Origin of the sequence: Moorena sp. SIO2C4, assembly GCF_010672485.1 — a bacterium.
In the GTDB taxonomy this organism is placed as follows: Bacteria; Cyanobacteriota; Cyanobacteriia; order Cyanobacteriales; family Coleofasciculaceae; genus Moorena; species Moorena producens.
This window is the reverse complement of record NZ_JAAHGN010000063.1, coordinates 1-14,331: the sequence shown is the minus strand read 5'-3', so window position 1 is coordinate 14,331 and position 14,331 is coordinate 1. Positions and strand designations below refer to the sequence as shown.

Sequence of the window (14,331 nt, the reverse complement as noted above, 5' to 3'; positions counted from 1 at the left end):
GAGATTTAGAGGTTGTCTGAGAAGTATCATTTGCTACATTAAAGCCCCCTAAATCCCCCAATTTTGGGGGACTTTTGCCATCAAATTGGATTCTAGTCCCCCCCAAATTTGGGGGGCTAGGGGGGCAAAATTCAGTATCAAAAAACTTTTCAGATATCCTCTTAGTAAATCCTTTGTAGACTCCTTGCCAAAGTCTGGTCTTGATACTGTTGTTGTTAATTCTGTTGTTAATTCTTTTTGCTTGTTGGGAAATCCCAAGTTTACTGTTGCTAACTTCCGCAGGATATCTAGTATAGACGCTTAATCCCCAAGACAACAGAAAACCTAAGCTAATCACACTGATACCTAACCAAAATCGAGGCACAGCTCCCACCTCTCGGAAATCTCCATGAGGTACAATCAAGATACAACCTAACAACAGGAGTAGAGAACTAAGCCATATATATAGCGTTTTCATTTGAGATGTGAAACTAGGATTGATGGAAATTCCCTATTCCCTTTTCAACACTTCTAGCAATTGTCCCATCTGCGTGGCTAAGCTTAAGGCGACGTAGATATAGACGACCTAAAGTCATCAAAATTATTGTTCCTGCTTGGACACTACCAGAAAGGGTACCAGATATTTTCGAGCGTCCCCCTTGTCGGCGACGGTAACCAACAGGAATTTCACAGATTCGCAAACTACATTCAATCGCACGGGCTTGCATTTCTACTGTCCAGCCAAACCCTCTATCTTGCATTTGGATTTCATCCAAAGCTGAACGGCGAATTAGCCGCAATGGTCCTAAATCCTGATACCAGTGTCCCCAACCCCAACCGATCAGGAAGGTAGCTAGCCAGTTGCCAAAATTTTGCACTGGGGTCATCGCGTTACGTCCATCTACTGTGGCGCGGCGGTTACCTAAAATTAGGTCATACTTATGCTTAACAGCTAGAAACTGGGGTAAGTAACTTAAGTCATCACTTCCATCACCATCACAGAATAATATCCAATTAATATCTCGGTCTAGTTGCTGCAATCCCCGCCAACAGGCTCGACCGTAACCAGGAATAGGCTCACAGATTACCTCGGCACCGGCTTCTTTTGCTTTAATAATACTGTTGTCGGTGCTGCCATTATCGACTACCCGAATATTGTTCAAATTATAGGATTGAAGAGACTTAATTACTCCAGTGATCGTGGTTTCTTCATTGAGAACAGGGATAATTACTAAGATATTGTGGTTATTAGTCATGAGTTATCCAGCATTTATATTTTAGTGGTGAACAGAATTGGTAAAGGAAAGGCAAGAGGCAAGAGGCAAGAGGCAAGAGTTAATCAAATATATCGGGATTTTTGCTAGCAATGCAGTTTTCAATTGGGGGAATTATCTGGTCTGTAAGATTATTTGCCAAAGTAAGCTGCATACACAAAGGCAAAAGCAGTAGAACTGGGGATGGAAGTGCCGTCGAATTCTTCTACTAATACAGTTTGGAGTTGGCTATCCCAACGTGCTCTAATTGGACGACCATTGAATTCTACAACTTTTTCGCCCACTTTTTTTAATTGGTCATGGACAAATTGATAGCTAGCCCCAGAAAATTGGTTTTTAGGGGTTTGTTGATCTGCTTCCCACACATAGCTAACAATAGCTTTGGGATGGAGGGTAAGTCGTTGTTGATTTCTGACTGGGAAAATAATTCGCTTATCGGTATAGTAACTACCATAGGGATAACTGAAGTAATCCCGGTTATGACCTGTATCAGTGGATAGAATTTTACTATTGGGATACTTGCTTAACCAAGCGCCAAGAGTAGTTTTGATAGCGGGAATTTTTTTAAGATTACGATTGACTTTAGCACCAATAATACCCATCCCCCAAGGTTGAGAGTAAAGGGTATCATCGGCACGGTCATACATTACTAGGCAACTTTGATAAAGTTTGCCTGTAACACCGTAGGTTGTATTGCTGCGATTAAAGGCAACTATAGTATCACAAAGGGGACAATAGGATACACTAACATTAACTCCACCTACTGTGTCATTCACCAATTCATGCCAATTCATGACCCCGAAAGGATAGGCTTTGGCTTCTCCATTAATTACCACACCAATCACAGTTTCTGTTTTAGAAAATGGTGTGGTTTGAGCGGTATCAAATTTAGGATTATCGATACTAGGAATACCGTCTTTTGGAGGACCACCATTGAGGAGTTCAGTTAAATTAATGCGAGTGGATTTGGCTGGATTAAGATTTTGTTTTTGGAGGTCAGTGATTTCTTGGTCTTGGTTGTGGAGATAGGCAGTGAGATGGAAGTAACGGAGTTTGAAATTATCCCAGCTACCGGCTTGTACGACTAGTGCCATCAAACACAGCCCGACTAAGGAAGTAGTGCTAAGGGCTATTTTAAGTAATTTATTCATAATCGTGCTTTCCCTGCCTAGATGTCACTGCAAACCTAATGAGTGCGAGCCTGTGGGTGGTGCGTTACGGGACGGACTATCCCAAGGCTGGCTAGGATAGGAAAAATCAGAATTAGTCCGCCCCTAACGCACCCTACGCACCTGGCACCCTACGCAACTGCCCAACCCCAGCATCAGAAGCTGTGCCTGGAATCCCTAACCTTAGGGTGAGGGGGTAACATGAAACCAAGGTGAGTGATATCTGAGAATTGGATTAAGGATTGATAGCTAGACCATTTTCAAATCGATCATCAAACTCAATGGTGATTAAAGTCCCAAACCGCTACATGAGATTTACCCCCTAAGATTCCTCATCGATCCGATTATTACCAACATCAAAAACAATTATAAATTCTGCATCCGGCATCAATCGTTTCAGGGCCCATAAATGTCCTTCGGCATCCGATCGATTGCGGAAGCGAGCAACAACAACTCGTTGCATTTGTGGTAACAGCCGAATGACCACCCACGGATGAAGGCGTTCAGAATAGGTCATCATTAAAGTATCTCCTTTTTATAGGGGAGCCAGAGCTAGCCCGTAGAGATTGGACTGTTCCCGGGCTAGCTCTTGACTCTGGGCGTCTCAGCGCCCACTCTTATACTATAGCACAAAAATATTTTATTATAACATATTTTGAAAATTTTTGTAACAAATTGTTTGAGGGAGTCGGGAGCAGGGACTTTTGAGCAGGTAAAAGAAATATGTCCTAAGCTTTGCTTAGACTGCTATAACAAAAACATCCTTGTCTCTGTTTGATAATCTTCTCTGTTTCCTATTCCCTCTTCTCTGTGGTCTAGGAATTTTTTCAAATAATGCTATACTTGAATTAGGCAAGAAAGGTTAATATATAGCATTTCTCTTTTTTAATTAGAAATTAAAGAATCTCCAGAAAAACTTAAAGCACTTAGGATGCCACCGCACCAAGGTATCAGAGTGGTTTAGTCTATATCGTCGGGGTAGAATGTAAGCGTTTTTAGAGCATAAAAAAAAGCCAGGTAGACCAATAAATATCCCCCTAGACGTAGAGGAAAAATTACGAGTTAAATTACAACAATCGGAAGGATTTAGTAGTTATGGGGAAGTGCAACTTTGGTTAAAGGGATTGTGTGGCATGGATATACCCTATGCCACAGTATATAAATATGTGCGCACTCGTCTGAAAACTAAATTAAATAAGTTAGATTAAATTTGTTAGAGTCAGTTAGTAGTAACAAAGCTGAGGGAATTTAAAACAGTTGTAAACTACCAGACGCCAAGCTTAAGCTATGGCGCTGGGTAAGGTTGGTTTAAATGTAAAGGTGCGATAGCTGTCGATAGCTTGGGATTGGCTTTTAGGACAAACAGCTCAGTTTTTAATTAGTAAAATTAGGATAATAATCGATAAACTTTAGTTAACTGAAATGCTACCTTCTCTTACCAATTCACTAACTTTCCCTGGCATTCTGCAACGAAGATAGCGTGGTTGTGCCCCGATAGAGCATGACGTTTCAAAGTCCTCACTTTTGTTTATCCAGCCGCCAACGCATTTCTTTAAGGCAAAAGTAGTGCTCCAACATAATCGAACAGACCATCTAGCGGTGATTGGTACACTTCCATTACTAATAGAACCTCTGGTCATAGAAAAGACTTTGATGTTACTAACCCACTTCTCTTTTGACTCAACATTGAAACTAGGATTAGCAGATATAAAATTATCAAGCTCTTGTCCCAGAGTTCCTGTTTCCGGAAGGCGTACAGAAAATATTCCATCCTCAAAGTTTGCACTACGTCCAGATGCAATCAAAAAATCATTGCTTTGTCCTATCCCTTCACTGGTTGACTGATTAGGAGATGTATAGGCAAAGGTTTCCAGTGGTTTGGCAATATCTACTATGGCTAAAGTGGTGATAATGGATGCTACACCGAGGGTGGTTAATAAGTTCGGTAGTTTCATTAATTTTTCGGTCTTTTTAGGATTTTAGTGTTTTGGTAATAGCACCCTATTTACTTTGATAAAAAATTGATATAGCTCTGGATTTATAGGTAAAAATTGTTGGCTATATAATATATTTTATTCACGGAGTAGCCTTGCTATTATTGAAACTAATAATTACTTACTAGTCTTAAAGCTAGTCAACTGGGGTTGCTGAATTAAAGTATGAAGCGCGATCGTTTGGTTTTGCTAAAGCCCCCTAAATCCCCCAATTTTGGGGGACTTTGAAACTCTTGTTCCCCCCAGAATTGGGGGGCTAGGGGGGCGAAACCATACCCAAAATCAGCAACGCCAGTCAACTAGCCCTAGGGCTTGAAATTGGCAATTATCCTAGGTAATGATGCACAATAGTTGCCTATTTCACTTTCCAATAGATAAATAGATTAATCTCAAAGTTTATATAACTCTTACCATCACCCTGATCAGTGGCGGTAATTTAGTGAGATACTATCAAACTATTACCAATAAATACTAATTTATATATTGATTTTTCTAATCAAAGATAGCATACCTATTATTTCTAGAATGTCAGCCAAGTCATTGATATTACTAAGCAAAATGTATTATTAGTGATTAATTATTGGTGACTAGTTATTCGTTAATTACTCTGGTCAATGTTTAATTTTTACAAAACTAAGGTCAATATCCTTGACTTTAGTACAGCCACTCAACACCATCGCTATGTGCAATTCATCCCTTAACAATTGCAAGACATGGCGTACTCCTGCAACTCCTGCTACAGCTAATCCCCATAACACCGGATGACCTACCAACACCGCTGATGCACCTAAGGCTAGGGCTTTGAGCACATCAGTGCCTCTACGGATACCCCCATCGATTAATACCGGTAGATAATTTCCCACGGCTGCGACCACTTCGGGTAAGGCATCGATAGATGCGATCGCACTATCCAATTGCCGACCCCCATGATTCAATTACAGCCAGTCAGTATAGGTAGCTCACCTACTCGATTGGTAGAGATTTAATTCTCTGTTTGTAAGCATCACTGTCTAAGCCATCACCATCATTGGGATCCCAACCTTTATTGTTGATTCTTTCCTTGAGAGTATCAAGGCGTTTTGCTGGTTCTGGGTGGGTTCTTAGCATTGCCGGTGTATTGCCTTTGGTTAATTTTTGGAGAAATCCAGTCATGCCTGAGGGAGCGTAGCCAGCACGGTGCAACATTTCTAATCCCTTGCGGTCTGCTTCATATTCCTGCTGCCGTCCTCGGGGAAGAGAGAAGGCGATATCCTCAAGAAGATTTATAATGGTTTTGTACTCGACTTCACTATTTTCCTCAAGGTTCTTGTCTTTGATAATCTGGCGCAGCCTCTCGATACTGTGTTTGCTGGTAATGTGAGCAATTTCGTGAGCTATCACTGCAGCTAACTCAGCTTCATTTTCTACCCCTTTGAGCAAGCCCGTATGAACATAAACAAAGCCACCCACCAAGGCAAAGGCATTTATATCGTTGTTCCTGACTACTTGAAAGGTATAGGGAAAATTGGGGCGATCGCTATAGGGGATTAATCTCTGACCAATGTCTTGGACGTATTCAGTGATTTCGCGTCCGCTATAAATCTCCAGCCCGTGATCAACTTCTTGTTGATTCAAACACTTACCCAGCTCTAATTCTTGTTGATCAGAAATGGTGATTAACTGAATTATCTCAATTCCTGCATCACCATCTAACCCACAGGAGTCAAATGCTGATGAGGTATTGGGTAACCCTACCCCTAGACCCAGTGCCACAACTACCACAATCAGCAGGTAAAACCATCGACGATGGGAAGCACGTTTAATCCAAAAGAATGGGTTTAACATTGTCGTCTATTTAAGCGTCTATTTGAATAATCAAAAATAGGGTTGTAAGTATTCATTATTCAGCTTTCAGCAGTCAGCTTTCAGCAGTCAGCTTTCAGCAGTCAGCTTTCAGTGATTTAGTTAGCACATTTTTCATAAGCAGCTTGTCGTATACCTTGGTAATAAATCGAGTCAACACCCAAGGATTTTTCCAAAATTATATTCCACCTTAAGTTAGTAATAAATTTATCAATTTTTGTCTTCCATTCTATATCATTATCAGGTAAAATTATTCCGTAAAAATCACAAGTCAACGGTCGGTCAGGAGTTAAGGTAAAATCCTGGAATGTCAGCCCTTGTCTTAAGGCTTCTGCCATTAAGAGCATGCCATCACTGGCAAAAGCATCAATTCTCCTTTCGACGACATCTCTTAGAGCCAATTCTCGACCGTTAGAGCTTCTGTAACGAGTGTCTACTATTTCAGCTAATGGGTAGGTACTGGAGATTAAGGGATGTGTATTTGAACCAGGAAGGACACCAATTTTTTTACCAGCTAGGGAAGTTTCAGGATTAAATATACCCTTCATTTCGGGTCTGATTAGAAAATGTGTCCCGGAAAAATAAAAAGCAGTGGAGTAAGTAACTCCTGATAGTGGTGGAGCACTTTTGATCGTATTGGGACCACAATCTAGATGTACCTTGCCATTGGCTACCATCCCATAACGATTGTTAGGGGAGTCTTCGTCTAGAACAGATGGAATTGCCTCGAACCGAACAGGTCTATTGAGTACTTCACCAAGATGGTTGGCTAGAACATACATTTTAGTCACGCAGTAGCCTTGCCATTGATCTTGCTCTAGAAAACCAAAGGGAGGGGCATCTCTCCTAATTCCTACTTTCAAAACACCAGTGCGCTTAATTTCTGACAAGACTGTTTCAGCTAAACTGGCTGAGGTAAAGGTTAAGGATAAGATAATACTAAGGGTGATAGTGGCTAGCTTATTACTCATTTCTTTTTCGGATTTCAGGCTAATAATTACTTACTGATATCACTTTCCAATAGATAAATCGCTCAAAGCTTATCTAAGAGGATATCTCCCAAGTTTTTTGATACTGAATTTTGCCCCCCTAGCCCCCCAAGCGAGGGATTGCTCGCTTGGGGGGAACAAGAATCAATTTGCTGGTAAAAGTCCCCCAAACTTGGGGGATTTAGGGGGCTTTTATGTAGCAAATGATACTTCTCAGACAACCTCTAACCCTTACCCTAACCCTGATAAGTGCCAGGAAGTTATGGCAATAGTATCAAAGTATTACCAATAACTAATAATTTTTTTCATAAAATTTAACATAAGCAGTCTTGCTATAACTTCAGCCAATTCATTGATATTACTAAGCTATTTGGCTTAATATTTAGGTATGAAAAGCTATTATTAATTTATTAATAATTTAGTCAATAGACATCTCCGACAAAGAATCTGAAACCCCGATCCTATCTAGGTGAAAACCTAATTTCTGGAGATGTCTAATCTTTAATTTTAACCAAACTAGAGTCAATATCCTTGACCTTAGTACAGCCACTTAAGGCCATCGCTATATCCAATTCATCTCGTAACAATTGCAAGACATGGCGTACTCCAGCAACTCCTGCTACAGCTAATCCCCATAACACCGGACGACCTACCAACACCGCTGATGCACCCAAGGCTAGGGCTTTGAGCACATCAGTACCTCGGCGGATACCCCCATCGATTAATACCGGTAGATGATTTCCCACGGCTGCGACCACTTCGGGTAAGGCATCGATAGACGCGATCGCACTATCCAATTGCCTACCCCCATGATTCGATACAATGATTCCTTTCGCTCCATGGTCCAATGCCTTGAGAGCATCATCTCCTCGCAAAATGCCTTTGACTAACACCGGTAGAGTAGTGATCGATTGTAACCATTCCAGATCCCGCCAGGTCAGTGCTGGATCAATTTGCTGGGCAAAATAGCTCAATAAACCCGATTCTCCTGCGGTTTTGGGAATTTCCAGACCAGTCATTGTCGCTAAATTAGCCAGTTCCATCCCTACCGGTAGAGTAAATTGATTGCGTCGATCCCTTTCCCGACACCCCAACACTGGTGCATCTACGGTCAGACAAAGGGCACTAAAACCAGCTGCCTCCGCCCGTTCCACAAGTCTACGGGTGAGAGTGCGATCGCGATGGACATAAAGCTGAAACCATGAGGGATTTTTGATCTCGGATGTTGCCTCCTGCTTCTGTTGGCTCTGTTTGCCAGCTAGGGCTACAGCTTCTAACGGTTTGGTGGACATCGTACTCAACACCATGATTGCCCCTACCTCAGCTGCAGCCCTTGCTGTGGCCAATTCACCTTCTGGATTGGCCAGACATTGGAATGCCATGGGAGCAACCAGAATCGGTATGGGCAGAGACTGATCTAGGATTTGCGTGCTTAAATCTCGTTGACTAACATCCACCAACATCCGAGGACGAAGTTTTATCTGTTCAAACCCTGCACGATTCTCTCGCAGTGTTACTTCATCCCAAGCACCACTGGCGTAATAATCCAGTGCCATGGGAGATAGATACTGCGGCGCTAGGGATTCGTACTCGAATAGATTAATTGGTTGATTCAAGGTAGGTGTTTGGTTGAAGGTTGTTTGGTTGAAGGTTGAAGGTTATGAAGGTTTAAGGTTGAAGGTTGAAGGTTCAAGGTTGTTTGGTTGAAGGTTGTTTGGTTGAAGGTTCAAGGTTTAAGGTTTAAGGTTGAAGGTTCAAGGTTTAAGGTTGAATGGTGAATTCCAAATTCTAAATTCTAAATTCTACATTCTTAATTCAAAAATGTTGTTCGCCTTTGGCGTTCGGTGTAGGTTAAATGGACATCTGGCACCATTCTGAGTAAGGCACCTGAACGGCTGCGGGACTAATTATACAGGCTTTTAGATCCAGTCCACAGGAGAATGGCAAAGAGACTATAAATAGCCCAGAAGCCAGAAGGGGTCGGATTTCTGCTTTATTTATCTAAATTTGTTTTAGTCTTGACAATCAAAAAAAGAAAGATAATATGAAGACTAAGGATAAATAGATATAAGACGAAAGAAAGCCTGAAATTGTTTCTTAAACAAGGATTAACCTAAATTTAACTAAACCTTACGCGATTACTTACCATTACTTAGTAATCGCTCTATAGTCTTGACCAAGTGTGGATTGCGACACCCTAACATTGCTGGGAGTTTTTTACAGTGGTCAAGGCGATGAATTTCAAGAAAAATAGCTGGAAGCTAGCTGGCTTGTTTGCCCTAGTAGCCTCAACTGTTGCGTTAGTGGCACCTACAGTTAACTCTCAAGGTAGACCCACCGTCAGAATTGATGGGTCTAGCACCGTTTACCCGATTACTGAAGCAGTAGCGGAAGAGTTTCAGGATCTCAAGAAAAATGGGGTACGAGTAACCGTTGGTATTTCTGGAACTGGTGGCGGTTTTAAGAAATTCTGCAAAGGTGAAACCGACATCTCTGACGCTTCTCGACCAATTAAGGACAAAGAGAAGGCACTGTGTGCTGAAAATGGCATTGAGTATATGGCCATTCCAGTGGCATACGATGCCATTACCGTCGTAGTCAATAAAGGTAATACTGCGGTTACAGACATTAAAGTTGAAGAACTCAATAAAATCTGGAAGCCTGAATCTGAGGGGACTGTAACCAAATGGAGTCAAGTAAATTCCGCTTGGCCAGACCTGCCCCTAGTTCTGTACGGTCCTGGTGCAGACTCCGGAACCTTTGACTACTTCACCAAAAAGGTTAACGGCAAGTCTGGTGCTAGCCGCACCGATTACACCCCTAGTGAAGATGACAACGTTTTGGTTCAAGGTGTAGAAACGGATCGAAGAGCCCTGGCATACTTCGGTCTTTCCTACTACCTAGAAAACCAAGACAAGCTGAAGGCTGTTGCTATCAATGGGGTGACGCCTTCTCTGACAACGGTACGTAACGGGACTTACACGCCCCTATCCCGACCAATCTTCATCTATGTCAACAAAAACGCTGTTAAGCGTACGGAGGTAAGTGAGTTTGTGACCTATTACCTCCAAAATGCTGAGCGATTAGTCACTGAAGTTAAGTCGGTGCCTCTATCTTCTGCAGACTATGCCAAATCCCTGGCAGAGTTAGAGGTTCTAGTCGGTAGCGGTAACTAAGCCTAGAACTGAATCTAACCTAGAGGACTTAATTGGTTTAATCTCGTCAAGAGCGATTAGTAGTAGAATTATCAATCATCGCTCTTGACTTATGTTGAAAAGAGTCCTAAGTTCTGGGGTAAGCATTCAGCCCTCAGCTGTCAGCGGTCAGCTTAAAATAAACGTTGTTACCGTAGTGTGCGCCGATACGCAAACAGAAAAATATAATAGTTCGAGATTAATCAGAATTAAAAGTCTGGGGATTTGCCCATCTAACGCATATGCTGATAGCTGATAGCTGATAGCTGATAGCTGATAGCTGATAGCTGATAACTGATAACTGATAGCTGCCTTTAAACAATACTTTTATTACCGATTTTATGACCGAAAAACTGATCCGACTTAACCAGACCAAACGCCTCTCACCAACATTAATTCGCAATTTTAGAGAACGGGGGATTGAAATACTATTGTTTTTGGCGGCATTGTCTTCCGTCGCCACTATGGCAGCAATAATCTTTTTCCTGCTTAGGGAGTCTCTGGCATTTTTCAAGGAAGTTTCATTAATTGATTTCCTTACTGATACCAAATGGACACCGATGTTTCTGGAGAAACACTACGGAATTTTGCCATTGATATCAGGAACCCTAGTAACCGCTACGACTGCTCTCCTACTTGCTATACCGACCGGAACTATTGCTGCGATTTACCTATGTGAATTTGCTCCTTCTACATTACGAGAAATAATTAAACCAGGTTTGGAACTTTTAGCAGCAATTCCTACAGTAGTTTATGGTTATTTTGCCCTGCTGGTAGTTAGCCCTCTTCTGCGCAATATTTTTACTGAATTGCCGGTTTTTAATATGCTAAGTGCCGGTCTAGTCATGGGTTTGATGATTATTCCCTTTATTAGTTCCATTAGTGAAGATGCCATGCGAGCGGTTCCGGTAGAGTTACGGGAAGGGTCTTATGCTATGGGAGCAACTCGGTTACAGACAGCATGGAACGTGGTGTTTCCTGCTGCTATTTCCGGCATTGCGTCATCCTACATCCTAGGAACATCAAGGGCTGTAGGGGAAACGATGATTGTTGCGATCGCAGCGGGCTTACAACCCAAGATAGCTTGGAATCCCCTGGACCAAGCCGCTACAATCACTGCTTACATCGTCCAGGTAAGTCTTGGGGATTTGCCTCATGGTACTCTAGAATACCAGACCATTTTTGCGGCTGGACTAACCTTAGTATTAATGACTCTAGTCCTAAACATCATTGGACATTTCTTAGCTAAGCGTTATCGAGAAATTTATTAGTATAGGGGTTTTAAATTGGGTGAGGTAGACAATTTTTGTATTATAGGGAACAGGGAGTAGGGAGTAGGGAGTAGGGAGTAGGGAGTAGGAATTGGGGAAGGGGGATACGAATAAAATTGAATGTGCCTTATAAGTATGAAACGTGCTATACAAGTTATTAGTAATTAGTCGTTATTATGCGGTTAATTTCAAATTAAAAAGTGTTAGTTGACCCTGGCAAGATTGATAAAACGTTTTTAATAACTATCAGGTAAACATGATTGTTTTTCGGTTATAATATAGGCTATTCCCTATTCCCTATTCCCTATTCCCTATTCCCTGTTCCCTATTCCCTATTCCCTGTTCCCTGTTCCCTGTTCCCTGTTCCCTTTCCCAGTCAATCCTAATTTCACATCTAATACTAAAACGCTATATAAATGTCACAGGAACAATTACTTACAATTCGAGAAGATATAAATCGCCGTAAGCTTATTAATCAGATTTTTGCCATCGTTGGTTTGGTAGTTATTCTGGTTGCTATATTTATCTTGCTGGGGTTAATCATCTATATGGTAAAATCAGGGATATCCCGGATTTCACCCGAGTTTTTTACATCGTTTCCTAGCCGTAGAGCAGAAAAAGCGGGGATTATGTCGGCCTGGGTAGGCACTAGTCTGGTGATGTTAGTGACCGCCTTAGCTGCAGTGCCCATTGGTGTAGCTTCAGGAATTTATTTAGAAGAATATTCCCGAAAAAACTTGCTAGCGGATTTCATTGAAATTAATGTCACGAATTTGGCAGGAGTTCCCTCCATTGTCTATGGTTTATTAGCCTTGGGGTTATTCGTCTATGAGTTAAATTTAGGTCGAAGCATTCTCTCAGCAGGTTTGACCTTAGCGTTGTTAATTCTGCCAGTGGTGATTGTCACCACAAGAGAGGCACTGCGGGCAATTCCTAATCATCTCCGGGAGGCTGCTTATGCCCTGGGAGCCAGTAAGTGGCAAATGATTTGGGATCATGTTTTGCCCTATTCCTTTGGTAGTATTCTTACAGGCGTAATCATTGGTTTATCTCGGGCAATTGGAGAAACTGCTCCTGTGGTTACCATTGGTGCTCTAGTCTTTATTCGCTTTTTGCCAGATTCTCCATTAAACAGCGCATTTCCTTATATTCCCTTTCAGGGTGAATTTCCCTATCTAAACTTACAGCAGCTATTTGCATGGGTTCAAGCTGAATTCACAGTTATGCCGATTCAGATGTTTACCTGGGTATCTAGACCTGAACGGGCATTTGAGGCAAATGCAGCTGCAGCCGGTACAGTGTTGATTGCTATGACCCTGGCTATGAATGGTATTGCTATTTATCTACGCTATCGCTTCCGTAAAGGTCTAAAATGGTAGAGAAACTATCTGATAAATTATCCGACTCAACCATTAGTAACGCCAAAGCTGAGGTGGATAACCTCAGTTTTTACTATGGTTCATTTAAAGCTCTCAAAAGTATTAGTTTAGTGGTGCCAGAAAAACAAGTAACGGCACTAATTGGACCATCAGGGTGTGGCAAAACCACATTACTGCGATGCTTCAATCGTATGCATGACCTTTATTCTGGTAATCGCTACGAAGGAGCAATCTGGCTCGACTCCGATGTCAACATTTTAGGTAAGAAAATTGACCCGATAGAAGTGCGGATGCGGATTAGCATGGTATTCCAAAAGCCTAATCCTTTTCCTAAATCAATTTATGATAATGTTGCCTATGGGTTGCGAGTCCGGGGTGAAAATAGACGTCGTCTGATTGAAGACAAAATGGAGAAAGCGTTGCGGGGAGCTGCTTTATGGGATGAAGTGAAAGACCGCCTCTATGACTCAGCCTATAACCTATCTGGAGGTCAACAACAACGTCTTTGTATTGCCCGCGCTTTAGTCGCTGATCCAGAGATTATTTTATTCGATGAACCCACCTCTGCTCTTGACCCCATTGCTACTGCCAGCATTGAAGAATTAATTGCTGATCTGAAGAAACAAGTCACAATTCTGATTGTGACTCACAGCATGCAACAGGCAGCAAGGATATCGGATTATACCGCGTTTATGTACTTGGGGGCAATGATGGAGTTTGGGGAGACTAGGCAAATCTTTGAACGACCCGCGAACTCACAGACAGAAGCTTATATTAGCGGACGCATTGGTTAGAACCTCAGCGTTGCTTAATAATGGAGTTTTGTGGAATAGGCATCTTGCCTGTTCCTTGATATTTTGGGGCGGGCAGGATGCCCACTCTACTCCTATTCATTCTTTGACTGACGCAACGCCAAAAACTCAGCAGGCTCCGGTGAGGGGATTAGCGATTAGCCCGAAGGGCTACGCTACGCGATCGCATATCGTAAACCCTTGTCAAACATCCTGCTTCCTTAAAAAATTGCTATAATTTTCGGTTGATTCCCAGTTTGAGGTCAACCTTGAAAACTGTTGCTGTCTTTTTTGAGGAAGCAGGCACCTTTTCCTACCCATTTAATAAAAAAAGTACATACGACACATTGCCCAACTTGGTGAAGCAATAGAAGCCTGTGGTGCCAATTTTCGTGTTGTTCGTCACCAATCTTCTTATCTAGGGTCAGGACAATTTTCCCAGAGTTGGA

14 protein-coding genes and 2 pseudogenes are annotated in these 14,331 nt (G+C 42.0%); 5 read left to right on the top strand and 11 right to left on the bottom strand.

Going from position 1 to position 14,331, the window contains the following annotated elements; genetic code table 11:
• From F6K20_RS05915 to F6K20_RS05875, 9 genes and pseudogenes are all read right to left on the bottom strand, one after another.
• Window positions 1-457: pseudogene (locus tag F6K20_RS05915) on the bottom strand (glycosyl transferase family 2); the annotation flags it as partial.
• Between the two features lie 13 nt (window positions 458-470).
• Window positions 471-1,235, bottom strand: a complete 765-nt coding sequence (locus F6K20_RS05910) for a glycosyltransferase family 2 protein (RefSeq protein WP_287294087.1) — start codon at window positions 1,233-1,235, stop codon at window positions 471-473.
• A 149-nt stretch (window positions 1,236-1,384) separates the two neighbouring features.
• The gene (locus tag F6K20_RS05905) at window positions 1,385-2,404 is read right to left on the bottom strand and encodes a DUF3179 domain-containing protein (protein ID WP_287294086.1); all 1,020 of its coding nucleotides are present in this window, start codon (window positions 2,402-2,404) and stop codon (window positions 1,385-1,387) included.
• A 340-nt stretch (window positions 2,405-2,744) separates the two neighbouring features.
• Window positions 2,745-2,939, bottom strand: a complete 195-nt coding sequence (locus F6K20_RS05900) for a hypothetical protein (RefSeq protein WP_008177713.1) — start codon at window positions 2,937-2,939, stop codon at window positions 2,745-2,747.
• A gap of 892 nt (window positions 2,940-3,831) precedes the next feature.
• The gene (locus F6K20_RS05895; protein WP_008177716.1) at window positions 3,832-4,377 is read right to left on the bottom strand and encodes a hypothetical protein; all 546 of its coding nucleotides are present in this window, start codon (window positions 4,375-4,377) and stop codon (window positions 3,832-3,834) included.
• Window positions 4,378-5,027: 650 nt separating this feature from the next.
• Window positions 5,028-5,348: pseudogene (locus F6K20_RS05890) on the bottom strand (alpha-hydroxy acid oxidase); the annotation flags it as partial.
• Between the two features lie 31 nt (window positions 5,349-5,379).
• Complete coding sequence (locus F6K20_RS05885; protein ID WP_287263096.1) at window positions 5,380-6,240, bottom strand: M48 family metallopeptidase; 861 nt, start codon at window positions 6,238-6,240, stop codon at window positions 5,380-5,382.
• Between the two features lie 116 nt (window positions 6,241-6,356).
• Complete coding sequence (locus tag F6K20_RS05880) at window positions 6,357-7,229, bottom strand: transporter substrate-binding domain-containing protein (protein ID WP_008177726.1); 873 nt, start codon at window positions 7,227-7,229, stop codon at window positions 6,357-6,359.
• A 512-nt stretch (window positions 7,230-7,741) separates the two neighbouring features.
• A complete protein-coding gene (locus tag F6K20_RS05875; protein WP_044491789.1) occupies window positions 7,742-8,863 on the bottom strand; it encodes an alpha-hydroxy acid oxidase in 1,122 nt (373 codons plus the stop codon).
• A gap of 618 nt (window positions 8,864-9,481) precedes the next feature.
• Here F6K20_RS05875 and F6K20_RS05870 point away from each other — a divergent pair.
• Window positions 9,482-10,423, top strand: coding sequence for a PstS family phosphate ABC transporter substrate-binding protein (locus F6K20_RS05870; RefSeq protein ID WP_008177732.1), 942 nt, complete (start codon window positions 9,482-9,484; stop codon window positions 10,421-10,423).
• A gap of 217 nt (window positions 10,424-10,640) precedes the next feature.
• On the opposite strand, the gene F6K20_RS05865 is transcribed toward F6K20_RS05870, so the two are convergent.
• Entirely contained in the window at window positions 10,641-10,763 is a 123-nt protein-coding gene (locus tag F6K20_RS05865) for a hypothetical protein (RefSeq protein WP_287294083.1), read from the bottom strand.
• Window positions 10,764-10,782: 19 nt separating this feature from the next.
• Here F6K20_RS05865 and pstC point away from each other — a divergent pair, with 19 nt between their 5' ends.
• The 4 genes from pstC (at window position 10,783) to pstB (ending at window position 13,885) form a co-directional block, all read left to right on the top strand.
• A complete protein-coding gene (gene pstC, locus F6K20_RS05860) occupies window positions 10,783-11,712 on the top strand; it encodes a phosphate ABC transporter permease subunit PstC (protein ID WP_287294080.1) in 930 nt (309 codons plus the stop codon).
• A 260-nt stretch (window positions 11,713-11,972) separates the two neighbouring features.
• Window positions 11,973-12,098 carry a hypothetical protein gene (locus tag F6K20_RS05855; RefSeq protein ID WP_287294078.1) on the top strand — a complete coding sequence of 42 codons (126 nt, stop codon included), beginning with the start codon at window positions 11,973-11,975 and terminating at the stop codon, window positions 12,096-12,098.
• Between the two features lie 30 nt (window positions 12,099-12,128).
• A complete protein-coding gene (pstA, locus tag F6K20_RS05850; RefSeq protein ID WP_287294077.1) occupies window positions 12,129-13,091 on the top strand; it encodes a phosphate ABC transporter permease PstA in 963 nt (320 codons plus the stop codon).
• A complete protein-coding gene (gene pstB, locus F6K20_RS05845; RefSeq protein ID WP_287294076.1) occupies window positions 13,085-13,885 on the top strand; it encodes a phosphate ABC transporter ATP-binding protein PstB in 801 nt (266 codons plus the stop codon). Before pstA ends, pstB begins: the two co-directional genes overlap by 7 nt.
• A gap of 260 nt (window positions 13,886-14,145) precedes the next feature.
• Here pstB and F6K20_RS05840 read toward each other — a convergent pair.
• On the bottom strand, window positions 14,146-14,331 hold a 186-nt coding region (locus tag F6K20_RS05840; protein ID WP_287294074.1), incomplete at its 5' end, for a hypothetical protein.